This is a genomic window from Paenibacillus sp. RU5M, from assembly GCF_900221055.1.
GTDB lineage: Bacteria > Bacillota > Bacilli > Paenibacillales > Paenibacillaceae > Paenibacillus > Paenibacillus marchantiae.
Genome location: NZ_OBQM01000007.1, coordinates 174387 through 198761 on the forward strand (window position 1 = coordinate 174387; position 24375 = coordinate 198761).

Here is a 24375-nt window from a genome sequence, read left to right on the forward strand (position 1 = left end):
AAAAACCTCAGCATCCCGTAGCGTTTGCAGCGCTAGGGACGAGAGGTTGAATTCCCGTGGTACCACCCTAGTTAGCGGACGAACGTGCTTCGTCATCCACTCCCTTTGGACCTGTAACGGCGGTTAACCGATGCGGATTTCCATTCCTGAGCCCGAATGTAACTTCGGTCATTTGCAAGATGGTGTAATCACCGCATTTCTCCAAGGCGAGTTCGTGAAATACTGTCAACCGACTTGCACCAAGCGCCGGCTCTCTGTCATGTACAGGATTCACTACTGATCCTTATCATCGAAATATGTATACGATATGATCGGAAACATTATATAAAAAAGCAGCATTAAAGTCAATATTACACTGTCTGTTGAGTATAAGCAATGCTATGCATCAGTATACACATTAAGACGACTGGAATCGCTTGATTCCTTCTTCTAGATTATCAATCGACCACTGAATGTGTTCCTTGTTCTCGTATTGACGATACGGACACTCGATTCTCAGCGCCAGATCAAAGTACAGATCATATAAACTTCTTCTTTTTCGTTCACTATCTGTTGTAACTGCTCTTCCATATCCTTTGAGGAATCCCAGTGTATTATTAAAATGACTGAAATAGTGCTCCATGAGAGGATCTGCCCAAAGGGAACGTTCAAAATCGATAATAGCCGTGATTTTCCCCGCTTCTACAAATACATTCCCATCCCACAAATCCCAATGTACAAGCACAGGCTCTTTGACATCATCCAGCACATCCGATTTTTCTTGAATCAAACGCTCCAGTTCCTCATAACGAATCGAAAATTCCAAACCCGCTGCCTTGCTATCTGCAAGCATATCATCCATTAGGCACAGGAAAGCTTCTTTCCACGTCGTATAATGCGATTTCTTTGAGGAAAAGTAACCAAACTTCTCTCCTTTAATTTCATTGATCCGACGATTGTACGCACCCAGCTGCTGCTCTATGAATTCCTGCTCTTCTGCACTGTACTGATCTTTGACTTTGTTATATGGCGTTCCTGGCATGTACTCCATAATAAAATACTCTGCCGGAACCAGGGTGAGCGATGGATCATAGGCCAATACCCGAGGAACGGGTACATCCTGAAGTTCTGCCGCGAGTCGTAGTGCTTCAACCTCAGCAACCATGACATGCTGTTCGCAGCGCATCAGCTTAATGCCATTAGAAGGAGCTATTTTGAGTACAACCTTCTGTCCGTCTTTCTTGGTAATAAAGTAAGCGTGGTTTGCCCACCCGTCAATCATCTCTTTGTATTCTTGGACACCTGTGTTAAAGTGCTGCTGCACAATTCTGTCTAATTGTTCGGAAGTAAGCCTTGTTTTGTATGTACTTTCCATTCTGCATCCCACCCAGAATTTAATTTTCAGGATTCTACTAATTAGAAAACGTTTTCCATCCAACTATTATGGCTTCCTTTAACCCCACTGGCAATAACTTTTATTACATATAAAAAAACATTCTTATAAACAAAGAACTGCCCTTATACATCATAAGGACAGTTCTTTATCTTAATCCTATTTCACGGCTACATAGAATAGACGCTGTGCGCCTTCTCCCGCCTCTTTCCACTCAAAATCAGCATATACACGTACATCTCTGAAGCCAGCCTTCGTGAGCTCCAGCTTCATCCAGTCCGGATCATACGCACGCTGAACATGAACCTCTTCAAACCGTTGGTACATATCCTTGCCGCTCTCAGCCACACGCGAAAAGATACTCAGATGATGCTCAATCTCACACCGATCATGATCCATATCACAGGTCCAAATATACGATACGGAGCGTTCGTCCAACACAAATGGTTGCTCCTCTTCGTATCGAATAAGGGTATTCGGATGATGTACATCGAACAGGAATGTGCCCTCCGGCTTTAGCATCTCGTAAGTACGCTGAAAGGTACGAACGATATCCTCTTTTTCAAGCAGATAATTCACGCAATCACAGAACGATATCACCGAGTCCACAGGCTCCGGCACTCTCCAGTCCCGCATATCCTGCTGCACCCAGCGGACACTGCCTTCCCGATATAAGCGGTGGCCTTGAGGCGTGGCCTCCATTTTACTGCGTGCAACAGACAGCATGTCCGCTGACAGGTCAATACCTGTAACTTCAAAGCCGGAGTTCACCAGTGGGATCGTAATTGAGCCGGTTCCACAGCCCAGTTCAGCCACACTTTTCGGCATACCATGCCGTTCCCAAGCCGTTCTCGCAAACCTTATCCAGTCCGGATAAGGCATATCCTCCATTAATTCATCGTACACATAGGCAAATTTCCGGTAAGACATGTCAGGCACCGCACTTTCAATTTCATTTTCGAATCTCTTTTGAACAAAAGAAAAAGCAGGGGCGTCCGGAGTTCACCCAGCCTTGCCCTGCCTTTACTTGTGGATTCAAGCGTATGCTTGATCCATTCTACCCGTTTGTCTACTTGTCCTCGTTCTGATCCTGAGGTACAGACTCTGTCAGATAAGTCCAGTTTTCCTTTTGAGTTACCAGACCATCCTTCATCAGTTTGCCCAAGGCCCGCTTGAAAGCGGATTTACTGATACCAAAACGCTGCTTGATGATGTCCGGCGGGGTTGCATCCGAATACGGCATGCCGCCCGTAGGGCGATCTTTCATGAAAGCAAGCAGTTTGTCTGCATCTTCATTACGACCAACCTCTTTGAGAGGAGACATCGCCAGATTGACACGTCCATCTTCACGGACCATAGTTACCCGGCAGTTTACCTTTTCACCCAGACGCAGCATACGGTTTCGTTCCGAGGAATGAATCATGCCAATAGCGCCAAATCCCAGCACTCCACCTTCAACAAGTACAAACGTACCCATCTGAAGTGTCTTGTACACCGTAGCTTCAACCCATTGATTAACCCATGAGGTTGGCGCATGGAAAGACAATGGTGCAAGCTCACGTTCTCCGGCCAATTTCGCACGCAAACGTCCCTGCTTGTCATGTTCCATAATAACAAAGACTTCATCGCCCACCTGGGGACGCAGCTCTTCCAATTCAGACAGCTCACGAATCGGGAGCAGCAATTGCCGCCCAAGCCCCATCTCGAGGAAACAGCCGAGGCGTGGGTGAATATCAGCCACAACCAGACGTGCCATTTCGCCAAGAGTGAGATATGGTTTTTTCATGGTTGCCGCCAGGCGATCTTCCGTATCAAAGAACACAAAGACCTCCAGCGTTTCTCCAATTTTCACGTCCCGTGTGAGCTCCGTATAGTGAAGCAGTACATCTTCCGATCCTGTCGTCAAAAAGTAGCCAAATGGAGACACTTCACGTGAAACCGGCAAGTTGACGACTGTTCCTGCGATCAAACTCATACCGTTTCCACCACTTTGGCATCAGACCACAGTCGTTCAATGTTGTAATACTCACGCTCGTCACGGTGGAAGATATGAACAACCACATCACCCATATCCATCAATACCCAACGTGCCGAATCCATACCTTCGATGCCTTTGATGTTCACGCCGGCAGCATGCGCCTGTTTACGAATCTCTGTTGCAATCGCCTGTACCTGAGTATCGGAATTCCCGTGACAGATAACAAAATAGTCCGCTACCAGCGAGATACCAATCAGATCCAGTGCTACAATGTTGGATGCTTTTTTATCGTCAGCGGCCGCAACCGCCATATTCATAAGTTCTTTCGATGATACTGTCATGAACCAACCTCCATAATCTAATCTATAAATGTGCAATCAAGTCATTCCGCGACAACATGGTCAAAGGGTAAATGACACGGCGCTGCGAGATCAACAAGCTGATCGTTGAGTCAAAACCGGCAATTAGACCTTCTTCCAGACTGAGCTCAGCCTGTTCGCGAATATGATTTACTCCCGGGAAGTCTCTTCCCGGTTCAATATAATCCGCAAGACATACCACTTTATCCAGCAGGCTCATGCCCACTCGACCTGAGGTATGCCAGCGAATAGCATTAATAATTTCTTCATCATCAATGCCGTAGTCACGTTTGGCAACAAAAGCACCCACTTCGGAATGCCAGAGCTGCTTGTCATGCTGCAAAAGTTCTTCGTTCAATCCATTTTCACGGATGACCGCTTCCATCTCGGATACGGGCCAATACTTGGCCACATCATGCAAGATTGCTGCCAAATCCGCTTTTACAGGATCAGCACCATATTTTTCAGCCAATAACACTGCCGACTCCATGACACCCAGCGTATGCTTCCAACGCTTCTCTGGCATTTGACCGGAAACTGCGCGGATCAGTTCGTCACGGCTTAGTTCCATATAAACCGCTCCTTACAATGTATTGGTGCACCTCATCAGGAATCATGAAACGTACCGAATGACCTTTGGCAAGACGTCTGCGTACGGCTGTCGATGAAATATCGACCAAGGGCATCTCGGCCAGCAGGACCCGATCCTGTAACTCGTCTGGTAGATCATCCAGATGTAACTGGAAGCCTGGTCGACCAACCCCGATAAAGGTTAGGCGTTCTGCAAGTTCTTCAATCTGCTCCCATTTGGGAAGATAGTTCACCATATCCGCCCCGATAATGAAATAAAATTCATGTTCAGGATGGCGACGCCACAGTTCCTTCATCGTATCAATGGTATAAGACACTCCGCCAAGTTCCATCTCGATACCCAGCACCTCATATTGCTGCACACCTTTCACAGCCGCTTCCGTCATATCGAGACGTTGCTGTCCCGAAGCTCCGGCGCCGCGTTTGTGAGGTGGAACATGGGAAGGCATGAACCAGATCTCATCCAGTGCATGCGAATCCCTTGCCGCTTCAGCTGCCAGGAGGTGTCCCATGTGGATCGGATCAAACGTACCACCCATGATACCGATCTTCACCCGCGTCACACTCCCTTATCTAGGTAGTTCGATTTGTTTGTTATCGCGCGATTCTTTGTACAGGATGATTGTGTTACCGATGACTTGTACAAGCTCACTACCCGTTTCACGGGCAACTTCTTCGGCCATCTCTTTTCTGTCCTCGTCATTGTTGTTCAGCACTTGCACTTTCATCAATTCACGCTTCTCGATTGCATCTTCGATATGACGGAACAGATGCTCATTTGTTCCCCCTTTGCCAATTTGAAATACAGGGGTCAGATGATGTGCCTGTGAACGCAAAAAGCGCTTTTGTTTACCGTTTAACATGAATACTCCATACTCCTTATGGTGAGCAAGCCTCAGCAACAGCACAATGACTGTCGGGGCCTGACCGTTCAATTATATTTTTACAATATTAAAAACTGTCTAACACTGCGCGTCGCATCGTCTCCACGGGAGCCGGGATGCCGAGCCAGTGCTCGAATGCTACCGCACCTTGGTATATAAACATACCAAGACCACCATGCACAGTACATCCACGCTGCCTTGACTCGCGAAGCAGGCGTGTTTCCAGCGGATTGTAGATAAGGTCGCTTACTGCTGCACCTGCTCGAATGAGTGCAGGGTCAACAGGCACGTCATCTACATGCGGATGCATGCCTGCGGCTGTCGTGTTAATCACGATATCTGCCGAAGCCAGTACCGCAGCAGCCTCTTCCATTCCACTACCCGTGATGTCGCCCAGTCCATGAGCCCGCAGATCGGAAGCAAGGGCTACGGCTCTGTCGGCAGTACGGTTAAGAATACTAATCTGTTCAGGCTTTTCCAAAGCAAGGGCGTATATCACACCTCTCGCTGCTCCGCCAGCCCCCAGTACAGCGATACGTTTGCCTACGAGTTCCGGAACAGCTTCTTCCTTCAAGGAACGCACATAACCGATGCCATCCGTATTATACCCTGTCAGCTTGCCTTCTTCATTGACAATGGTGTTAACCGCGCCAATCAGGCGTGCACTTTCATCAATGACATCAAGATACTGCATCACCTGTTCTTTGTGCGGAATGGTTACATTCACACCGCGGTACCCCAGCGCCACAATGCCTCGAATGGCGGATTCCAGCTGCTCGGGACGAACATGCAGCGGCATATACATTCCATTCACTCCTGCAGCCTGCAGAGCCGCATTATGCATAGCAGGCGATTTGGAATGTGCAATGGGATCACCCATAACGCCAAGCAGGACAGGGAGTGAAGGATTTGTTTTTTTCTGTTCCGACATACTTCCGCCTCCGATCTGGTGAAAATGCTGCTGTAATTACATTAGATCAAGGATGGGCGGATCAGTACACGAATACCTTTTGGAGCATGAACAGCTACAAGCGCCCCATTCTCACCGTTAACCTTAATCCAGCCCAGTCCGGAAATGAATACATCCGACTGGCTGCCACGTTTGATACGGAATTCATGTCTGGTCCATTCAGGCATATCCGCTGCATCTTCACGCGTTGGTGGAGACAGCAACTCACCCAGATGGTCACGATACAAGTCGTCTGCACGTTCCAGCTTCGTCCGGTGAATATCAAGAGCAGTGCTGATAAAACAAGTGAAGGACTGACGATCTCCCTCTACAAAGTCAAAACGAGCCATGCCGCCGAAGAACAGCGTCTGACCAGAATTCAACTGATAAACAGCCGGTTTAAGCGGTTTTTCTGGCATAATGGCAGCCAGATCTTTACGGGACACAATCTCACTGAAACGCCAAGGGTATACAATTCCCGGTGTATCAATAATAGCTTTTCCATCGTCCAGTGGAATATTAACCATATCGAGCGTCGTCCCCGGATAACGGGATGTCGTGAGTTCCTGCTCGAGATCACTGTAATCACGAATCAGACGGTTAATCAGTGTGGATTTGCCCACATTAGTACCACCAACCACATATACGTCACGATCTCCGCGATACGTCCCGACAAGCTCAAGCAGTCGGTCGAAGCCCTGATTTTGCTTCGCACTGCACAGAACGACATCCACGGTGCGCAAACCTTGTTCTTTGGCCTGTTTTTGCACCCAGTTGCGAACCTTGTTCCAGTTGGTTACTTTAGGAAGTAAGTCCGTTTTGTTCACGGCAAGCAATACCGGATTGTTGCCTACAAAACGCTGCAAACCAGAGATGATACTGCCATCAAAGTCAAACAGATCAACGATATGGATGACAAGTGCATCCTTATCCCCGATTTTGCTCAGTAGGGCCAAGAACTCGTCCTGATCCACTGTAACGGATGATGACTCATTGTAATTTTTAATACGGAAACAACGCTGGCAAATGACGGGTTCACGATCCAACGCTTTTTCGGGGATGAATCCTGGTAATTCCGGGTTTTCCGTTTGCAGATGCACTCCGCATCCGCTGCACCTTACGGCAATATTGCCGTTATGCGGTTCTGTCATTTCTTCTTTTCCTCCTCAAGCCATAAGCCTTTCTTGCGCAAACTCGTTAGAGCAATCCGTTCCACGCGCCGATTGAAGCGGGTCATGAAGCCTTCATCTCCAATGGAGATCGGCAATACCAGAACCGTATAGAGTCCCAGTCGATTCCCTCCATAGACATCTGTAAGCATCTGATCGCCTACCACAATCGTTTTTTCAGGAGTTAACTCCATCATCTTCATTGCTCTACGAAACGGAACATTCGATGGTTTGCGTGCACTATGCACAAACTGGATATCCAGTGGCGTCGCAAACAGGGATACACGATTCAAATTGTTATTGGACACAATCATGAGCTGGAAACCAGCCTCTTTGACACGTGCGAACCACTCAATCAGTTCGGGCGTGGCATCAGGAGCTTTCGCCCCAACGAGTGTATTGTCCAGATCAGTTATAATTCCACGGTAGCCTTGAGCGTATAGCTCTTCCAGATTAATGTCAAAAACCGTGTCTACACGCAGCTTGGGCATTAACATTTCAAACAAAGAAGTCACCTCAGTTTCATACGACACACTATATCACAAATCCGTCTTTCCTGAAAATGCATACAGCGCCTCACGGTATAGGAAAAAAGGAAAAACGGGACGGGCGACATTACGCCCGTTCCGCTTTAAGTTCCTTACGCAGCCTCGAAGCAGTCTGATAGACGGCCTTCCAATCGTCTGCAGTTACAGAAGCTGGACTATAACGAGTCTGTTCAAACTTCGCTAGAAGTTCATGCAATGTCGCTGCTGCAGCTGGTTTCAGCTGGCTCCAGCGGGTTACCGATTCACGAAGTGTCTCGTCCCCGCTTCGGGTCAATCCTTTGCGCTTCGCATAACGTATCCAGCGTTCGGTCTCTGCCACTACCTTTTGTTCAGGGGTTAGCGGTCCACCTGTCCGGAGACGAAGCACGAAGAATCGAAGCGAGAGGCGATTTCGCCAGAACATATAAGCCACCCACAATACGATGATGGCTCCCGCAGCCCAGATTACAAAAGTCGGGATACTGGATGAAGCCTGTTCAGGCGCAGGGGTCTGCTCTTCCTCTTTTATCGGTTCCTCTTCAGGTTGTTCTTCAGGCTCATCTACCGGCTGTACATCCGGTTGTTCCGTGAGCAACGGCATGTCAAAGCCCGGCGTCGCTTCAACCGGAATCCATCCATACTCGCCAAAATAAACTTCAGCCCAAGAATGCGCGTCTGCATTCGTTACAGTGTACGTTGTCTCGATCTCAGCTCCAGGTTGGCGCGGGGCCTGCATGTCTGAATTCAGCGACAGCTGTCCAGGTGCGTACCCTTTCACCCAACGAGCGGGAATCCCTTCGGAGCGCGCCATCATAACCAGTGCAGTCGAGAAATAATCACAATACCCTTCACGAATGTCAAATAAAAATCCTTCAACAAAGTCACTACTTACTTTTCGGGATAAATCCGGATTGTTTGTGTAATCAAAATTTTGTTGTAAATAGTTTTGCAGTAATGACACTTTTTCATACGGCGTATTTGCCGATGCTGTAATTTCAGTGGCCAGGTCCGTCACCCGATCTGGGAATCTGGATGGCAGCTGCAGGTACATATCATCTGCCGGATTGCTCGTATACAGATCATCAAAAGATTTGGTACGAAGTTCATCTTCCACAATAACTGGCGCTTCCGATACAATCGTATACGTCTTCGGATATTGCGGTTGCTGACGGTCTGTTACGACATGAAGTTCTGCCTGCTCTGGATTCCATAACATCCGGTCTGAATTTGCCTCACCATTGACAGATGTGACTTTCGAGATGGAATAGGCTCCAAAGAGGATCGGATACACGTTATCATTCAACATCGTCACTTTCTGAGTGACTTGCTTGGTGGTTACATTTCCGGGTTCATCATTCTCCAGTGCTTGTCCCGCCTCAACATCCTCTGTCGCACCTCGTCCGCGATCATCCCAGCCTGTTCCCGTATACTCTGCCCGCGTCTCACCACGCCAGTAACTGCGCTCATTGGTAGTGACAGACATGACAGGTGTATAGTCGAAGTTAAACCCTCCGCCAAGCTGGTTGTCTTCCCTGCTGTACCCTGACTCGGTAGCTGTCGGAATGTCCAGTGTGCCGTTGCCTGTCTGACTCCCCGAACTTCCGGTGTAGTTACGCCACGCGGTATAAGGATCCGTCAAGGTAGGAGGAACTTCCGGCATATTCACACTGGCTACGATAATCAAAGAGAATATGATGGCAATGTTGGCCAGAATTTTGTAGGGATGTCGGATAATTCGCTTCCACCCTTGTGGATATTGCAGTTGGAAATTACGGAAGTGCTGACATACCAGCCATCCCATTCCTGCAAACATAACCCAGGCGATTTCAATCCAGAGTGGAAACTGGGTAAAGGAGTCGAGAATTCCCATCGAGATAATGTTAATGCCCAGAAAAACGAGAATTCGGCGCGTTGTAGTCACCAGGCGCAGGGCAGCTTCAAGCATCACCCACGCGCACAGGGAGAACCAGATGTAAGGTGCCAGGTGCAGCACAAATTGCTCTGTACGCTCCATTAACGTGCCGTAAGGAATATAAACGGTGTAATCGATTAATGTCTTATGCAAAATATATACAAGGACAACCGCCTTGATTATGGTTCGAATCATTATTTTGAAAGGCAGAATCACTTCCAGAATACTGACCGCTGCGAGCGTCCACAGTACCAATGAAGTGGTCTCGGTATACCAGGATTCCTGTGTAAATGATATCCACTGCATGCCAATCAGGAAAATCCAGAGCAACGAAGCCGCATGATACCAGGATCTTCTCCCCACTGTCAGCTCTTTGCCTTTAGTACTCATACACTACCTCCCCCCATAACCGTTGGAAGCTCCTGCAAATGGGAAACGGTAAAGGATCTTGTACCTCTTCCACGCAGCATCGCATTCCACTCGGAACTCCGGCGGGAATCAGTGGGTTCAATCAGAATATGACAAGGGGTCATCCCTCGTGTGTCGGCCCATCGGAGCAGTTCGAGAACTTTTTCATCCTTCTGGGGAGAAATCACTACAAAATACGCGCCTTGAGGAAACTGACGTGACATCTTCTCAACACCGGGCAGCAGCCGATTCTCTTGGCCGTTATATTGGATATCTACCAGATGATGAATCATCTTCTGCCGCTCCATCGGACTTTCACTGGGAGCAAAAAATGATGTCTTCTCCGACAGTGTCAGCAGCCCCATACCCATTCGTTCTCTTGTTCCATACTCCAGCAGCGAGGCAGCCGTGGACACAGCCAGTTCAAAGGCCTCACCATGTTCATAGCTGCCTGACAGCGCATCCAGCACCAGAATCGTTTTCGGCACCGACTCATGTTCAAATTCCTTGGACTTCCACGTTCCCGTCTTTGCCGTTGCATTCCAGTGAATGCGGGAAAGTCGGTCGCCATAAACGTAGTCACGCACGCCGTTAATCTGGGTCGTTTCCCTGCGCGAGCGGGTCAAGGCCGTCTGTGGACCGGATAACCGTGATTTGCGATCATATAGCTGCCAGTACGGGATAAATACCGTGCGCGGCAACACCCGGAATTCCCCTTTGGCTTTAAACGTTCCCCGATGCTCGATCAGACCAAAGATGTCCTCGCTGGCACATTCCGTTTCGGAAAAGACATACTTTCCCCGCTCCAGCGGCGGGGTTTGAAAAGACAATTCACCATACCCTCGCATGCTCGGAATGAGGCTTTCTTTGAAAGACCAGGATTCGCCGTTATGCCGATGCAGCATTTCGCGCACAACCACATAAGGAAGTGGCAGAAATCCCGGGATGTTCAGACTTAACTGCACCTGTACCTGGTCACCGGCATGCAGCAGCTCTTCATGATCCTGACCAGAAGAGAGCTTGCGCACGCCATGAGTACGACGTACACCGCTAAAACCAGCAATCGCAAGGTAAATACAAATCAGAGTCACCATCGACAGCAGCATCAGGGAGGTCTTCCCGCCCTGGAACAAAACATAAGCCAAACAGCACATCCACACCGCCGCGATGCTCCATACGCGGGGGTGGCGTATTCCCCTTCTGACTGTACTCAAAAGCGGCTTCATCAATTATTGCCCCATGGAGACGGGCACTCGAACCTGTTGAAGTACGGATTTTAATACAGCCTCGGAGCTCATGCTGTCCAGTCTCGATTCGGGACGCAGCACGATCCGATGGGAGATGACATAAGGTGCCATCGTTTTCACGTCATCCGGAAGCACGTAGTCACGTTCCTGCAAAAAGGCAAAAGCCTTCACGGCCATCATAAATGAAATGGCTGCCCGCGGGCTGGCGCCCAGCAATACGGATGGGTGGGAGCGAGTTTTGCGAACCACATCAAGCAGATAATCCATGACCGGATCACCGATGAATACTTCCTTAATTTCCTGTTGAATGGCTGATATCTGATCCATATGGGTTACGGATTCAAGCCGATCAACAGGCTGACCCGACTGATGCTGCTTCAGCAACGTTTTCTCGATATCCTTGTCGGGATAACCCAGACTTATTTTCAACATAAACCGGTCCAATTGCGCTTCCGGCAATGTGTACGTTCCTTCAAAATCGATTGGATTCTGGGTTGCACAGAGCATAAATGGATGAGGCAGATCATACGTATCGCCATCTACCGTCACACTGCGCTCTTCCATGACTTCCAGCAAAGCGGACTGCGTTTTGGTAGTTGCTCGGTTAATCTCGTCTGCCAGCAAAATGTTGGTCATGACCGGACCCGGACGGAAGTAAAAGCGCTCGTCACGTGGATGGAACACGGATACCCCCGTGATGTCACTTGGTAAAATATCAGGATTACATTGAATGCGACGGTACTCTCCGCGCATGGATTTCGATAACGCTTTAACCAACTGCGTCTTGCCTGTTCCTGGTACGTCTTCAATCAGAACGTGTCCGCCTGCAAGCAAAGCTGTGAGCAAAAGTTGAATTTCAAAGGATTTCCCCATTATGCATGATTCCAGATTAGAACGAACTGCTGATATGATTTGGATCGACTCTTTGCGCACAGGCATGTGGTCTAACCTCCTAAAAAAGCATACAGATTTCCTTTTATTGTACATGATCCAAGGGCGCGAGTACACTCGAAGGAACTCATAATTTGTTTCCAGCCGTCAGATTCACCGCAGTTATCGCATGATTACGACAAAAAGAGGCCCGGATAGAAGTTATCCGAAGCCTCTGCTGATTCCATATATAACGGCTAGCTCTGCCATGCTCTGTTACCCTTTCGGCCGAACCACCAATGCCGCGAGAAAAGAAAAGATAATCGCTGAGGAAATACCCGCCGCGGTCAAATCGAATATCCCCGTAATGACACCAATCCATCCCTCTTTCTCCAGTTCCGTCAATGCCCCGTGCACGAGGGAGTTACCAAAACTGGTAATGGGGATGGAAGCTCCTGCCCCTGCAAATTTGACGAGTGGATCATACAGCCCAAACGCATCCGCAACCGCACCAGCCACAACAAGTGTACTCATCGTATGTGCAGGAGTCAGTTTGACACCATCCATCAGAAGTTGTCCCACGACACATATCAACCCGCCAACAATAAATGCCCATAAAAACTGCATCCTTTATCCCTCCTTTTCTATGGCTACGGCATGCGCAATACAAGGAATGCTCTCGCCCTGCTGATATGAAAGTGGAGACAACAATGCACCGGTAGCGACCACTAATACCTTATTGAGTTCACCCTTTTGCATCCGGTTCAAAATGTGACCGTAAGTCACCGTTGCAGAACATCCACAGCCACTGCCTCCAGCGACAACGTAAGGCTGCTTCTCCCGATCATAAATCATCAGTCCGCAGTCATTGAAAACCGTCTGTTCCATGGGAATACCCTCTTTTTGCAGCAATTCTTTGGTAATGGGAAGACCCACGGATGCCAGATCGCCTGTCACAATGAGATCATAATAACCGGGTTCCAGCCCTGTATCCCGAAAATGGGAAACGATAGTATCCGCTGCCGCAGGCGCCATCGCGGATCCCATGTTAAACGGATCTTTGATGCCCATATCCATAATTCGTCCAATAGTCGCTTTGGTAACTACAGGACCTTCGCCGGTACGAGAAACCACACCACAGCCAGAACCGGTGACCGTATACTGCGCATATGGCGGCTTCTGTGAACCATATTCCGTTGGATAACGAAATTGCTTTTCCACCGTACAGTTGTGACTCACCGTACCCGCGAGTACATAATCCCCTGCACCCGAGTCCACAATGAGTGAGGCGAGAGCCAACGTTTCCATCGACGTTGAACAGGCACCAAATACCCCCAGATAGGGTACACCCAACTTGCGGGCAGAAAAGGAACTACTTATAATTTGATTCATCAGATCTCCACCAACAAAGAACTGAAGCTCTTCTTTTGTGATATTCGCATTGATTAATGCCATTTGGGAAGCCTGTTCAAGAAGCTTGCGCTCTGCCTTTTCCCAGGTTTTCTCCCCAATTTCCAAATTGTCATACACATAATCAAAATCTGATGTTAGAGGCCCTTTGCCTTCATCCGGTCCTACGACTGCCGATCTGCCGATAATCCGTGGACGGTTCTCAAATTGCCAGGTTTGTTGGCCCAAGCGTTTCATAGATGTCCACCTCCGAAGCCGAGGATGGCGTATACAATCCCCACGATAAAGGCAGCAACGACACCAAACACGATAACTGAACCTGCCAGCTTGAACATGTTGGCACCAACCCCAAGCACCAGTCCCTCGGCGCGATGCTCCAGTGCTGCCGAACACATGGAGTTGGCAAACCCGGTGACAGGGACAGCCGTTCCAGCACCCGCCCATTGTGCCATTTTATCGTAGACACCGAGGCAAGTCAGGATGACTGAAATGAGGATCATGACCGCAACGGTTGGACTGGCAGCTTCTTTCGAAGTCATGTCAAACCCGGCCATAAACGCTTCCTGGATAGCCTGTCCAATGACGCAGATGAATCCGCCGACGAAGAATGCCTTAATACAGTTCGTCCAGATTGGACGGGCAGGCTCATGTTTTTTGGCGACTTTTTTATATTCCTGTTCACTGATGGACAGGGATGATGATGATTTTTTACTACTACGCTTAGTTTGAGCTGGCAAGATACAGAACCTCCCTTGAAATGAAAATAAGTCAACAGATGTGACTGCATGTACTGTGTGTAATCCTGTATTCATTGTTTGTTAAGGTTGGGAAAGTTATGTATCCGGCGAAAGACAGCATATGTTTCCAGCACGATGAAGCTGCCGAATGAGATGAGTCGCTCAGCGCCGGATCAGAGGTCTGTGAAATTTATAAATAAAGCAGAATGATCACGAGCAAAATAAAAAGGACGATACAAAGGATGGTTTCATTGCCTTCATCGGGTGGCGTCATCTATTGTCCCAGCTCCTTCCTGTTGTGAGGCAAGTGAAATTAGTGGGTCATTAAATACCTTATGGAATACTGGTTAAGCAAAACGGTTCCTTACTATATGCATATTCAATGCAGCTGCTTGGCGACTGTGCTTGGTGCGGATTTAATGGCCCGATGAAACATTAAACGAGCAACCATTCATGCCTGAGATACGTGACATAACCATGGACAATTACTTGCGCAAGGTTCATACTGTAGTGTGACCAGTGGTTAAATAAAACGTTCTTCTCTTCCGAAGGACAACAGTCCGGCAGCCGTTCTGCTGAGACCTGATTTACATACAAGCAGAGGAGTTGTCGACACATGAATCAAAAAACGTTGGAAATGTTTCGCACGTTAACGGAATTCCCTTCCGTTTCCGGGTTTGAACGCGAGCTTCGCGGATGGATGAAAGAACAAATGTCTCCTTATACGGATGAATTTGTCCAGGATCGCTTGGGCAGCCTTTTTGGCGTATTGCGGGGAGAGGAGTCCGGACCCAAAGTCATGGTTGCAGGTCACTTCGACGAAGTTGGCTTCATGACCACAGGCATTACGGAAACAGGCATGATCAAATTCCGCCCACTCGGTGGATGGTGGAGTCAGGCTGTGCTGTCTCAACGTCTGGAACTCATCACTCCGGATCGCCGGATTACAGGGGTTGTTGGTTCAACACCTACTCATCTACTCGATGAATCCCAGCGTAATAAACCGGTTGATCTTAACCATATGTACTTGGATATTGGTGCGGATAACCGTGCAGAAGCAGAGTCTTGGGGCATTCACCCGGGCATGCAGATCGTGCCGATCTGTGAGTTCACTCCGATGGCTAATCCGAAGAAAATTATGGCAAAAGCATGGGATAACCGTTACGGCGTAGGACTTGCACTTGAGCTAGTTGAAGCATTGCATAAAGAAAAATTGCCAAACACCCTTTATTGCGGTGCAACAGTCCAAGAAGAATTGGGACTTCGTGGTGCACGCACGGCTGCCAATCTGATTGAACCGGATATTTTCTTTGCACTGGACTGCAGTGCCGCGAATGATATGACAGGAGACAAACAATCATTCGGACATATTGGACAAGGCGCTTTACTACGTATCTTCGACCCGGGCATGTTCACCCATCGCGGTATTGTTGAATATGTTCAGGACACAGCATCAACAAATCAGATCAAAATGCAATATTTCATCTCTCCTGGCGGTACGGATGCCGGAGCGGTTCATTTGAGCGGTATCGGTGTGCCTTCAACGGTAATTGGCATCTGCGCCCGTTACATTCATACTTCTTCTTCCATCATTCATACGGATGACTATGATGCGGCAAAAGAGTTGCTCGTGAAACTGGTGAAGGGTCTGGATCAGACAACACTGAACACGATTATCGGAAACGCGTAACTTTTTCTATAGAAGATGCCCTGATTTTCAGGGCATCTTTTTTGATGTTTAGAACACGAAATCCGTCCTAAAGATGAAGGGGAAATTAAGATGTAGTGATGAATTGCAAAATGCCAGCCTCTGCATAAGCAGAAGCTGGCATGATTTGGTTTACAGAAATAAAGGGGAGAATGCAATCCAGGCCAAAATAAGAGCCAGCACAATGCACACATTTTCCACAACGGCACCATGTTTCGTGCCCGTACTCATAAGATTGATTCTTATACGCCACTTGAGTGGTGGCAGTGGACGAATGCCGCGATTCGTCAACGAATCTGCCAATAGGTGCATGACATAGGCTGTACCTCCGGCTACCCAAATCTCTGGCCCCTGCAGATGAGTTGTACTGTAGAGCAACCCAGTCCATACGGCGGTTCCATATAATGTGTGTGTCAATCCTCTGTGGGTTAACGTGGTACACAGCATTAACAGACTGCCCGCGATCAGATTCCATGGTGCGAAGGCATGCCCATAAAATACAAGTCCCAGTCCGATCGCAAACATCAGCACTTTGCGCAGTGAACGGGACGGTAAGAAAGATACCATCCCAATCAGAATGGCGAGCAGCAGATTCCATGGCTTTGCCTGTACATAGAAGTACACAAATACGGCGACAGGCAGCAGGATTGTCTGTAATAGCCGGATGAGGCTGTTCGGCAATGCCTTGGATACCAATAGCGAATTGGGCTCATCAATGTCTGGCAGCAGCGAACCAATCAGAGCCACGGTAACCGCCGGTGCAGTCACAGACATACCTGCCAATTGCAGAACAGAGAGGGATACAGTGGTCCCGATAATCAGGTGGGATCTTCCCATCATGGTGCAAAAACTTCCTTTCGAAGAAATAGGGAACATAAACCGTCCACTCCAGATTTTACAACGAAAACAATATAAGAACAATAGTTCGCATTTCTTAATTTACTCACTCTACACCATGTAATTACCATCGGATCTATGGGCAGACTAACAGTTGAACTGATTTTACATTTACCTCATACGGCGTTAATCCTGTGTTAACATCACTGGTGTATAGTCGGTTCATACCCAACCAACAAAGGATGATTACTTATATGGGAATTCATACGTACTTTAGATCACTCAACGATCTCGAACGCATTATTCGTACGCCGGGAAAATTCAAGTTTGAGGAGCACAGCGTATCCGCCCACTCCTGGAAAGTCGTGCAATATGCCAAAACACTCGCCGATATTGAGGAACAGCATGGGGTCGCCATCGATTGGAAGAAGCTTTACGAGATCACCAGCAGTCATGATTATGGCGAAATCTTCATCGGTGATATCAAAACGCCAGTTAAACATTATTCACTGGAGCTTCGTTCGATGCTGCAGCAAGTAGAAGAAGGCATGGTTGAGCATTTTATTAACGAAAATATTCCTGAAGAGTTCCAGCCGATTTTCCGCAGACAGCTGCGTGAAGGCAAAGACAATTCTGTCGAAGGACTTATTCTGGAAGTGGCAGACAAAATGGATCAGGTATACGAAGCGTTTGCTGAACTGCAGCGTGGCAATACAGAAAAGGAATTTATCGTGATGTACCGATATGCCCTGATCAAAATCAAAAATATTGACCTCCACTGTGTACACTATTTCCTCGAACATATTCTCCCCGACATCATTGAGGAAGGTAACCGCTCCCCATTTGATATCCGCCAAATCACGGAAGATGCTTTGTTACAATAATCAGCTCCAGTCATCGTGGTTCTTCAAGAGCCATGGACAGGGCTTTTTTTTCGTTATTGTAACCTTTGGCGATACTCGCTGGGATACAGTCCTGTCTTGTTTTTAAAGATACGGCTAAAATAATGGGAATCACTATATCCCACCGCTTTACCTACTGTCTTGATATCCATATCTTCAAAGGCCGCGAGCAAGCGTTTTGCTTCGTTGATTCGAAGCCCTGTCATGTATTTGAGCGGGGTTTCACCCGTCACCTTTTTGAAACACTTCCCCAGGTAATCTACACTAAAATGCATCTGCCCTGCCATGTCCTGCAACGTAATTTCATGCATATAGTTCTGTTTCAGATACAATTTGACTGCCTCTGCGATGTCCTCCGGCCTCACCTGCTCATCCAGCATTGCACTGACATGTGCCAGCGAATCCTCTGCACTGCCAAGCTTTAATTCCATCGCATCCAGCAGCGATCGAAGCTGTTTTTCTGCGAGGGGTTTAAGTAGATAATCCTCCACTTTGTAACTGATCGCCTGACGTGCAAACTCAAACTCATGATGGCCGCTCAGGATCACGATCTTGACATGCGGATAGGCAAAATAAAGATGTTTCGCCAGTTCCAGCCCATTCATGACGGGCATCTGAATATCGGTAACGACCAGATCAGGCACCGTATGTTCAATCAGTTCCAATGCTTCCTGTCCATTCCTAGCCTCACCTATAACCTCAAACCGTGTGCCCAGCTCGCTGAATTTCCGGGATACGTTACGGCGAATTAACGCCTCATCCTCCACAATAATAGTTCTATATGTCATCACCATGAGTTTTAACTGTGCTCCTTTCGAATGGAACCGCCAATCGTAATGCTGACGCCGCCAGAAGGTTTATTCGTAATATGCATATGTGCCGCGGAGCCATACCATAATTTGAGTCTGATCCAGATGTTTTTCAATCCCATCCCGTTGATCTCAAGTTCAGGCATACGCTCCCATTCCTGTGATTGTTGTATGTACTGCTGGATGAGCGTAAGCGCCTCGGGTTCCATGCCAGGTCCGTTGTCTTCCACTGTCATTAGCCAGGTTTCCTGCAAAGTGTCCAGCTCTCCAATGATATGCAACTTCCATGGTGGTGTATCACGCAGTCCATATTTCATGACATTTTCCAGCAAAGGCTGAATTAGCAGCATGGGGACCTGAAGATTTTTCATCAAGTCCGGAACATGGAATTCATAAAGCAGATCATCTTCGAACCGAATTTTCATACACTCCAAATACCGCTCACAGTAGTCGATTTCTTTTTCCAATGGAACACCGCTTTTGTTCGGAGTCGAGATGTAACGCAGCATGGATGCAATGTGACCACAGAACGCAACGATCTGTTCATTCATGCCCTCTTCCGCCATGATGCTGATGTTCGTAATGTTGTTATACAGAAAGTGAGGGTTCATCTGGGACTGCAACGCCAGCAATCTGGCATCCGTTTCCTGAGATTTGATCGCCAGCATGTCCTGAAAAGACTGCACAAGCTGTTGATTCAATTGGATAAAGGTATCATTCAACTCATCCATTTCACGAATGGAACCCGGATAGTCCAACTTGAACAACTGGCCAGAGTCCTGACCCGTGGTCAGATCGTGGACGCCAGTTTTCTGAATAATGCGCTGCAAACGATGGAGCGGTAAGGTAACACGTTTGGAGATCAGGTATGAGAGGAGCAGAATAAGCATCAAGGTAGCTAAAGTTGCCCCCATGAACAGAAGAGCCATGCGATTCAAATTCGCAAACAGGGATTGTTTGGATTGCATCACAATAACCGTCCATCCGGTCTCCAGCGAGGTCGTGTAGGTCATCATTTGCTTCGAATTTCCATTGGGATCTACGACTTCTTGCATCGTTCCTGGTGGATATTGATCGTTTCGAATCAAGTTAACAACGTCGGAATGGGTTGCTGTTAACGGATGTTCATTGGACAAAAAAGGATATAAAAGCTCATGACGTTCATTCAATACATAGACGCTCAGATTTTCGTTCCCCGCTTGCACATCGTTTAAATGCTGGAACACGGTTCCTGCATCCTGCAAAATTTCCACTACTCCTTGCGAGACATAATTTCCATCCTTATACACCCGGGTAAGGGAAAGATATGGTTTGCCTGACTCCCCCTGCCCTGTTGGCATGGGTAATGCCCCACCATCCAGTAAACTTATGACACGCCAGCCATTGCGCGCCCACGTTTCCTCGTACCATGGTCTTTGGGTCAGATCTACGGACAGCTGTCCATTGAACGCACCGGCCCCCAGCATTTTACCGTTCACATCATAGATATTAGCTTGTTTCGCTGTGTTGGAGCTGCTAATGATCGCCAGAATGACATCAATCAGCGTTGTTGTATCCTTGTAAAACGCCGGGTCACTTGTCAGCGTCTGTTCATTGTCCTCCGCTGGAGATAAATAGTGACTGAAGTGCTCCTTGACCAGATTGGAATATACGATGTTCATGGAGAAATTATTCATTTTGACGATTTCCTGATCCAGATTGCCTACCATCGAATTCCCCAACTGTTTCTGCTGTTAGGCACTTCGACTACGAATGTCATTGGCAAGAAAAACATACAAGAGACTGGCCACAATCAATGAAAATACAATAAAGACTGCAGAGTAGTAGGCAAACAGACTTTGCTGAAGCGTTCTGAATCGGTATTTAACCATCTCACACCTCGTTATCGGATGATGTCTTGCAACTTACTCGAAAATGTCCACCCAACAGAACGCTTTTGTCTATTGAGCGCATTCTTCGTTCCGCGTAAAGTTATTCACATAAGAATACGCTTACATGAAGCGTTTCGGCAAGATCTATTATTCTTTATTCCATGGGAGGTTCATTGATGAGAAAACGATTTCTATTATCCCTCGTAGGTGCGCTGTTGCTGTCCAGCCTGCTTCTTGCCGGGTGCAACTCCGGTGAAAGTTCCGAAGGTTCAGGGAAGGTAACACTAACGTTCGGAACAAGTCAGAGCGGCATTCCACGTACGGGTATCATGCAAACGATGGCTAAAGAATATGAGCAGGAAACGGGTGTGAAAATTGACTTTCAGGTGGTCCCTGATGCCCAGTGGCGTGACCTGATTAAGGTGAAGCTCGCCTCCGGCGAAGCTCCTGATATTTTTAATGTCGATGTGGATCCACTTAGCATGCCTGCCAACGTAAGACCTGAGGAAAATGCAATTGATCTGACCAATGAGGAATTTACAGGACGCATGTCCGAAGAGATTTTACCAACGGTTAGCTATAAAGAGAAGGTGTACGGGGTTTCTTTTGCACCATCAAAAATATGGTATGTGTACTATAACAAACGCATCTTTGAAGAGCTCGGCATCCAGCCGCCAACGTCCTACGCCGAGTTCAAGGCGATCAGCCAGAAAATCAAGGATAAGGACATCATTCCGTTCTATCAGGCTCCTGCCAGCGGATGGTATCAGGTGCTGCCTCTGTTCGAAACCGGTCCAAACTATGAGCAAGCTGCGCCGGGAACGTACGAGAAGCTGAACAACAATGAGATGAAGGTCGCGGATTTGACGCAGCTCAAGACGGTCATTGAACAGTTAAAGGAATTTGCGGATCTGGGTTACTTCGGCAAGGATTTTCTGTCCAACACGGTCGAGGCTGGCATTGAATCCTTTGGTCAGGAGAAGGCAGCGATGCTGCTTCGAGTTCCGGGCACCGAAAAGGAAGTGTCTGAGGCGTATCCAGACATGAAGGACAATATGGGATTTTTCGTGATGCCATGGGGCGATAATCAGACGATTGGTGTGAATCCGGGCGGTTCGGCTGCGATGTTTGGCAACAAAAACAGCAAGCACCCGGAAGAGGTACTGAAGTTTTTCCGGTGGATTACGGAGCATGATCATCTGCAGCGTGTATTCGATGGTGGTGAAGGCAATCTGACCATCTGCTGGCCTGAAATTAAACCGAAGCTGACACAGGACTATATCGATTATGAGAAAAATCATGAGAAAGGTACGGTCATGCAGGCCGCTGTGAAGTACATTGATCCGCAATGGATGGATATCGGCAAGGATCTCTCCGGCATGTTCGCCGGAGCCATGACCCCTGATCAGATTCTGCAAAATATTGATAAACGCCGGGCTGAGCAAGCCAAAGTGCTGAAGGATGAGGCGTGGCAATAACAGCGCGTATTCTGGGTAAACACATGAGGCATGTGGCTAACCACCATTATAATGCAGCGAGGTGAGGCACCATGCACTCATGCATTTTGGCAGGAAGGACAGGTGTAACAGTTTATGAATGTAAATAAGATATATCCTTGGTATTTCTCATCTGGAGCGATTGTGCTGTATCTGCTGTTCATCGTCGCTCCCGCCCTGCTGGGCATCTATTATTCCTTCACCGATTGGAACAGCTACAGTTCGGAGAAAAACTTTATTGGTCTGGAGCATTTCCGAACCATTCTGGCGGGTGATCCAACGTATTTACTTTTTATTAAGAATACAGTCCTTTTCACTCTGATTACTTCGATCGCCAAGACGGTCCTGGGCCTATTCCTAGCTCTATTACTGGTCAGCGGTGTGAAGGCTGCGAATCTGCATCGCATGATCATATTTTCACCTCAAGTACTTTCGTTTCTGATTGTTGGCCTGGTCTTCAAAAGCCTGCTCGATCCCAACAACGGCTTCGTTAACGTGACACTGCGTTCGCTGGGGCTGGACGTTCTGGCCCAGAACTGGCTGGGCTCCCTGACCTGGGCAATGCCATCTATTATGGCGGTGGATACGTGGAAAGGCATGGGGTACATTATGGTGCTGTTCATTGCTGGACTACTCGCCATTCCTCGGGATTATTATGAAGCGGCATCGATTGACGGTGCCGGCTTCTGGCAGAAGCTGTTTCGAATCACGATCCCAATGCTGATGCCGACAATTACCATCGCCACGGTACTCAATATTACGTATGGGCTGCGGGTATTTGATGCGGTATATGTACTGACCAATGGTGGACCAGGCAACGCTACAGATGTGATTAACACAGCGGTGTATTCCTCTTTTGCTAAAGGCTATTGGGGGCTCGGCAGTGCATTATCCACGATTCTCTTTGTCATTATGGCGATCATCTCCTTCTTTATCATCCGCTTGATGAACCGAAAGGTGGAATACTAGATGCGAGTGAAAAAACGGCTGGTTTCCATCGGATTAAATGTACTCGCTAGGCTTCTTAGCCTGGTGGTCCTGATTCCTTTTGTCGTCATTGTGCTGAATTCATTCAAGTCCGATGCCGAAGCCAAAGTGCTCAAACTGACCCTGCCCGAAAAGTTCATCTTTGAAAATTATAAAATCGTCTATGAGCAGGGACACTTGGGTGGTTCCTTTTTCAACAGTTTGCTGCATTCAACGGCTTCTTCCCTACTGCTGGTGTTTGTTGTGGCGTTCTCTGCCTTCACGTTATCACGAAATTATTCGAAGTTAAGCAAGTTCCTATATTTCTTTCTTATTCTGGGCATTACGCTGCCATTGAACTACATTCCATTAATGGAGGTCATGAAGTCGCTGGGCATGATTAATTCGCATGTGGGCATGATTCTGCTCTATACCGCGATGGGCATTCCGATCTCGCTATTCATCACATATGCGTTTGTATCCAATATTCCAAAAGAACTGGATGAAGCAGCGATCATGGACGGATGCAACGGGATCAAGCTGTTTCTCCGAATTATTGTGCCTTTGTTAACCTCTGTACTGGTTACGGTATTTGTTCTTAATTTCCTGAGTGTCTGGAATGAGTTTACCGCCCCACTCTACATGCTCAATACCGTCGAGATGTGGCCAATGACGCTCGCTGTCTATAACTTCTTCGGACAGTTCAGTGCTCAGTGGAATCTGGTCAGTGCGGATATCGTGCTTACGTCCCTGCCTGTATTGATTGTGTTCCTGATTGGGCAAAAATATATTGTGGGTGGTCTGACTTCAGGGGCGGTTAAGGGTTGAGATGTATCCAAAATGATAATTCAATACACGGCTACTTTGAAATTCATCATTGACATCACGTTTATTTGTAACTATTATAGTTACAATGGTGGTGATCATGCATGAAACAAATCAGCAGTCGCTTTTCCATTGCGGTTCATACGCTGTCCCTGGTCGCTGTTGTGCCCAATGAGTGTACGGGAGATTTTATCGCCAAAAGCGTGAATACCAATCCCGTCATTATTCGGCGCATTATGTCCAAGCTGAAACAGGCCGGCCTAATTGAGGTCAGACCCGGTGTCGGCGGTGCTTCTTTGTTGAAGGACCCCGCCGATATTACCCTTTTGGATATCTATCGTGCGCTTGAGGTTGTGGAGGATGGCGAGTTGTTTAACTTCCACAAACATCCAAACCCAAATTGTCCGGTTGGCAGCATGATCGAACAAACCTTGCGCGCCGAACTTATTGAGGCTCAGCTAGCTATGGAACAGCGTTTGAAACGTGTAACGATACAACAGATGATGGATCAGGTTCACGTCTCTGAATAAAAAAAGCTCATTACGAGC

25 protein-coding genes and 1 other annotated feature are annotated in these 24375 nt (G+C 47.7%); of the genes, 6 read left to right on the forward strand and 19 right to left on the reverse strand.

What is annotated here, in order from left to right:
* Positions 1 to 31: 31 nt before the first annotated feature.
* Positions 32 to 299: a binding site (T-box leader), on the reverse strand.
* Positions 300 to 397: 98 nt separating this feature from the next.
* From CRO25_RS20455 to spoVAC, 16 genes are all read right to left on the reverse strand, one after another.
* Complete coding sequence (locus tag CRO25_RS20455; protein ID WP_079696224.1) at positions 398 to 1354, reverse strand: phosphotransferase family protein; 957 nt, start codon at positions 1352 to 1354, stop codon at positions 398 to 400.
* A gap of 177 nt (positions 1355 to 1531) precedes the next feature.
* A complete protein-coding gene (locus CRO25_RS20460; RefSeq protein WP_079696225.1) occupies positions 1532 to 2302 on the reverse strand; it encodes a class I SAM-dependent methyltransferase in 771 nt (256 codons plus the stop codon).
* A 139-nt stretch (positions 2303 to 2441) separates the two neighbouring features.
* Positions 2442 to 3347, reverse strand: a complete 906-nt coding sequence (locus CRO25_RS20465; protein WP_079696226.1) for a S1 RNA-binding domain-containing protein — start codon at positions 3345 to 3347, stop codon at positions 2442 to 2444.
* Positions 3344 to 3691 (reverse strand): ribosome silencing factor, encoded by a 348-nt coding sequence (rsfS, locus tag CRO25_RS20470; RefSeq protein WP_072734522.1) that lies wholly within the window; start codon positions 3689 to 3691, stop codon positions 3344 to 3346. The genes CRO25_RS20465 and rsfS overlap by 4 nt, the downstream gene beginning before the upstream one ends.
* 22 nt (positions 3692 to 3713) lie before the next feature.
* The gene (gene yqeK / locus CRO25_RS20475) at positions 3714 to 4280 is read right to left on the reverse strand and encodes a bis(5'-nucleosyl)-tetraphosphatase (symmetrical) YqeK (RefSeq protein ID WP_079696227.1); all 567 of its coding nucleotides are present in this window, start codon (positions 4278 to 4280) and stop codon (positions 3714 to 3716) included.
* Positions 4264 to 4854, reverse strand: a complete 591-nt coding sequence (locus CRO25_RS20480) for a nicotinate-nucleotide adenylyltransferase (RefSeq protein WP_074095918.1) — start codon at positions 4852 to 4854, stop codon at positions 4264 to 4266. The genes yqeK and CRO25_RS20480 overlap by 17 nt, the downstream gene beginning before the upstream one ends.
* 15 nt (positions 4855 to 4869) lie before the next feature.
* Positions 4870 to 5163 (reverse strand): ribosome assembly RNA-binding protein YhbY, encoded by a 294-nt coding sequence (gene yhbY, locus CRO25_RS20485; protein WP_063567269.1) that lies wholly within the window; start codon positions 5161 to 5163, stop codon positions 4870 to 4872.
* An 88-nt stretch (positions 5164 to 5251) separates the two neighbouring features.
* Complete coding sequence (aroE, locus tag CRO25_RS20490; protein WP_079696228.1) at positions 5252 to 6115, reverse strand: shikimate dehydrogenase; 864 nt, start codon at positions 6113 to 6115, stop codon at positions 5252 to 5254.
* 41 nt (positions 6116 to 6156) lie between these two features.
* Positions 6157 to 7284, reverse strand: a complete 1128-nt coding sequence (yqeH, locus tag CRO25_RS20495; protein WP_024628522.1) for a ribosome biogenesis GTPase YqeH — start codon at positions 7282 to 7284, stop codon at positions 6157 to 6159.
* Complete coding sequence (locus CRO25_RS20500) at positions 7281 to 7808, reverse strand: YqeG family HAD IIIA-type phosphatase (RefSeq protein ID WP_064636329.1); 528 nt, start codon at positions 7806 to 7808, stop codon at positions 7281 to 7283. Before CRO25_RS20500 ends, yqeH begins: the two co-directional genes overlap by 4 nt.
* A gap of 109 nt (positions 7809 to 7917) precedes the next feature.
* On the reverse strand, positions 7918 to 10131 hold the full coding sequence (locus CRO25_RS20505) for a transglutaminaseTgpA domain-containing protein (RefSeq protein WP_079696229.1): 2214 nt from the start codon (positions 10129 to 10131) through the stop codon (positions 7918 to 7920).
* Positions 10128 to 11375: a DUF58 domain-containing protein gene (locus CRO25_RS20510; RefSeq protein ID WP_090809897.1), complete on the reverse strand. Its 1248-nt coding sequence runs from the start codon at positions 11373 to 11375 to the stop codon at positions 10128 to 10130. Before CRO25_RS20510 ends, CRO25_RS20505 begins: the two co-directional genes overlap by 4 nt.
* Before the next feature lie 3 nt (positions 11376 to 11378).
* Positions 11379 to 12335 carry a MoxR family ATPase gene (locus tag CRO25_RS20515; protein WP_063567266.1) on the reverse strand — a complete coding sequence of 319 codons (957 nt, stop codon included), beginning with the start codon at positions 12333 to 12335 and terminating at the stop codon, positions 11379 to 11381.
* A 207-nt stretch (positions 12336 to 12542) separates the two neighbouring features.
* Positions 12543 to 12893, reverse strand: coding sequence for a stage V sporulation protein AE (spoVAE, locus tag CRO25_RS20520; protein WP_053781314.1), 351 nt, complete (start codon positions 12891 to 12893; stop codon positions 12543 to 12545).
* 3 nt (positions 12894 to 12896) lie between these two features.
* Positions 12897 to 13913 carry a stage V sporulation protein AD gene (gene spoVAD / locus CRO25_RS20525; RefSeq protein ID WP_063567265.1) on the reverse strand — a complete coding sequence of 339 codons (1017 nt, stop codon included), beginning with the start codon at positions 13911 to 13913 and terminating at the stop codon, positions 12897 to 12899.
* The gene (gene spoVAC / locus CRO25_RS20530; protein WP_179132218.1) at positions 13910 to 14413 is read right to left on the reverse strand and encodes a stage V sporulation protein AC; all 504 of its coding nucleotides are present in this window, start codon (positions 14411 to 14413) and stop codon (positions 13910 to 13912) included. The genes spoVAD and spoVAC overlap by 4 nt, the downstream gene beginning before the upstream one ends.
* A gap of 616 nt (positions 14414 to 15029) precedes the next feature.
* Here spoVAC and CRO25_RS20535 point away from each other — a divergent pair.
* Positions 15030 to 16103 (forward strand): M42 family metallopeptidase, encoded by a 1074-nt coding sequence (locus CRO25_RS20535; RefSeq protein ID WP_063567263.1) that lies wholly within the window; start codon positions 15030 to 15032, stop codon positions 16101 to 16103.
* Between the two features lie 150 nt (positions 16104 to 16253).
* Here the strand turns inward: CRO25_RS20535 and CRO25_RS20540 are convergent, their stop codons facing one another.
* Positions 16254 to 16961 (reverse strand): metal-dependent hydrolase, encoded by a 708-nt coding sequence (locus tag CRO25_RS20540; protein ID WP_072734527.1) that lies wholly within the window; start codon positions 16959 to 16961, stop codon positions 16254 to 16256.
* A 251-nt stretch (positions 16962 to 17212) separates the two neighbouring features.
* On the opposite strand from CRO25_RS20540, the gene CRO25_RS20545 reads away from it, so the two are divergent.
* Positions 17213 to 17842 (forward strand): YfbR-like 5'-deoxynucleotidase, encoded by a 630-nt coding sequence (locus CRO25_RS20545; protein ID WP_063567261.1) that lies wholly within the window; start codon positions 17213 to 17215, stop codon positions 17840 to 17842.
* Positions 17843 to 17895: 53 nt separating this feature from the next.
* Here the strand turns inward: CRO25_RS20545 and CRO25_RS20550 are convergent, their stop codons facing one another.
* Both CRO25_RS20550 and CRO25_RS20555 read right to left on the reverse strand, forming a co-directional pair.
* Positions 17896 to 18648, reverse strand: coding sequence for a response regulator (locus tag CRO25_RS20550; RefSeq protein WP_256863708.1), 753 nt, complete (start codon positions 18646 to 18648; stop codon positions 17896 to 17898).
* Positions 18649 to 18659: 11 nt separating this feature from the next.
* Positions 18660 to 20390, reverse strand: a complete 1731-nt coding sequence (locus CRO25_RS20555; RefSeq protein WP_256863709.1) for a sensor histidine kinase — start codon at positions 20388 to 20390, stop codon at positions 18660 to 18662.
* 326 nt (positions 20391 to 20716) lie between these two features.
* Here CRO25_RS20555 and CRO25_RS20560 point away from each other — a divergent pair, with 326 nt between their 5' ends.
* The 4 genes from CRO25_RS20560 to CRO25_RS20575 all read left to right on the forward strand — a co-directional run bounded on the left by CRO25_RS20560 (position 20717) and on the right by CRO25_RS20575 (position 24357).
* Complete coding sequence (locus CRO25_RS20560) at positions 20717 to 22018, forward strand: ABC transporter substrate-binding protein (protein ID WP_079696233.1); 1302 nt, start codon at positions 20717 to 20719, stop codon at positions 22016 to 22018.
* 114 nt (positions 22019 to 22132) lie between these two features.
* Positions 22133 to 23005 carry a carbohydrate ABC transporter permease gene (locus CRO25_RS20565; protein WP_072734531.1) on the forward strand — a complete coding sequence of 291 codons (873 nt, stop codon included), beginning with the start codon at positions 22133 to 22135 and terminating at the stop codon, positions 23003 to 23005.
* Positions 23006 to 23830 (forward strand): carbohydrate ABC transporter permease, encoded by an 825-nt coding sequence (locus CRO25_RS20570; protein WP_079696234.1) that lies wholly within the window; start codon positions 23006 to 23008, stop codon positions 23828 to 23830.
* Positions 23831 to 23931: 101 nt separating this feature from the next.
* The gene (locus CRO25_RS20575; protein ID WP_063567255.1) at positions 23932 to 24357 is read left to right on the forward strand and encodes an Rrf2 family transcriptional regulator; all 426 of its coding nucleotides are present in this window, start codon (positions 23932 to 23934) and stop codon (positions 24355 to 24357) included.
* Positions 24358 to 24375: the final 18 nt, after the last annotated feature.

Excerpts from the sequence above, each read along its gene's own strand:
- CRO25_RS20455 (WP_079696224.1), bottom strand. The coding sequence starts at position 1,354 with ATGGAAAGTACATACAAAACAAGGCTTACTTCCGAACAATTAGACAGA.
- CRO25_RS20460 (WP_079696225.1), bottom strand. The coding sequence starts at position 2,302 with ATGTCTTACCGGAAATTTGCCTATGTGTACGATGAATTAATGGAGGAT.
- CRO25_RS20465 (WP_079696226.1), bottom strand. The coding sequence starts at position 3,347 with ATGAGTTTGATCGCAGGAACAGTCGTCAACTTGCCGGTTTCACGTGAA.
- rsfS (WP_072734522.1), bottom strand. The coding sequence starts at position 3,691 with ATGACAGTATCATCGAAAGAACTTATGAATATGGCGGTTGCGGCCGCT.
- yqeK (WP_079696227.1), bottom strand. The coding sequence starts at position 4,280 with ATGGAACTAAGCCGTGACGAACTGATCCGCGCAGTTTCCGGTCAAATG.
- yhbY (WP_063567269.1), bottom strand. The coding sequence starts at position 5,163 with ATGTTAAACGGTAAACAAAAGCGCTTTTTGCGTTCACAGGCACATCAT.
- aroE (WP_079696228.1), bottom strand. The coding sequence starts at position 6,115 with ATGTCGGAACAGAAAAAAACAAATCCTTCACTCCCTGTCCTGCTTGGC.
- yqeH (WP_024628522.1), bottom strand. The coding sequence starts at position 7,284 with ATGACAGAACCGCATAACGGCAATATTGCCGTAAGGTGCAGCGGATGC.
- CRO25_RS20505 (WP_079696229.1), bottom strand. The coding sequence starts at position 10,131 with ATGAGTACTAAAGGCAAAGAGCTGACAGTGGGGAGAAGATCCTGGTAT.
- CRO25_RS20510 (WP_090809897.1), bottom strand. The coding sequence starts at position 11,375 with ATGAAGCCGCTTTTGAGTACAGTCAGAAGGGGAATACGCCACCCCCGC.
- CRO25_RS20515 (WP_063567266.1), bottom strand. The coding sequence starts at position 12,335 with ATGCCTGTGCGCAAAGAGTCGATCCAAATCATATCAGCAGTTCGTTCT.
- spoVAE (WP_053781314.1), bottom strand. The coding sequence starts at position 12,893 with ATGCAGTTTTTATGGGCATTTATTGTTGGCGGGTTGATATGTGTCGTG.
- spoVAD (WP_063567265.1), bottom strand. The coding sequence starts at position 13,913 with ATGAAACGCTTGGGCCAACAAACCTGGCAATTTGAGAACCGTCCACGG.
- CRO25_RS20535 (WP_063567263.1), top strand. The coding sequence starts at position 15,030 with ATGAATCAAAAAACGTTGGAAATGTTTCGCACGTTAACGGAATTCCCT.
- CRO25_RS20540 (WP_072734527.1), bottom strand. The coding sequence starts at position 16,961 with ATGATGGGAAGATCCCACCTGATTATCGGGACCACTGTATCCCTCTCT.
- CRO25_RS20545 (WP_063567261.1), top strand. The coding sequence starts at position 17,213 with ATGGGAATTCATACGTACTTTAGATCACTCAACGATCTCGAACGCATT.
- CRO25_RS20550 (WP_256863708.1), bottom strand. The coding sequence starts at position 18,648 with ATGACATATAGAACTATTATTGTGGAGGATGAGGCGTTAATTCGCCGT.
- CRO25_RS20560 (WP_079696233.1), top strand. The coding sequence starts at position 20,717 with ATGAGAAAACGATTTCTATTATCCCTCGTAGGTGCGCTGTTGCTGTCC.
- CRO25_RS20565 (WP_072734531.1), top strand. The coding sequence starts at position 22,133 with ATGAATGTAAATAAGATATATCCTTGGTATTTCTCATCTGGAGCGATT.
- CRO25_RS20570 (WP_079696234.1), top strand. The coding sequence starts at position 23,006 with ATGCGAGTGAAAAAACGGCTGGTTTCCATCGGATTAAATGTACTCGCT.
- CRO25_RS20575 (WP_063567255.1), top strand. The coding sequence starts at position 23,932 with ATGAAACAAATCAGCAGTCGCTTTTCCATTGCGGTTCATACGCTGTCC.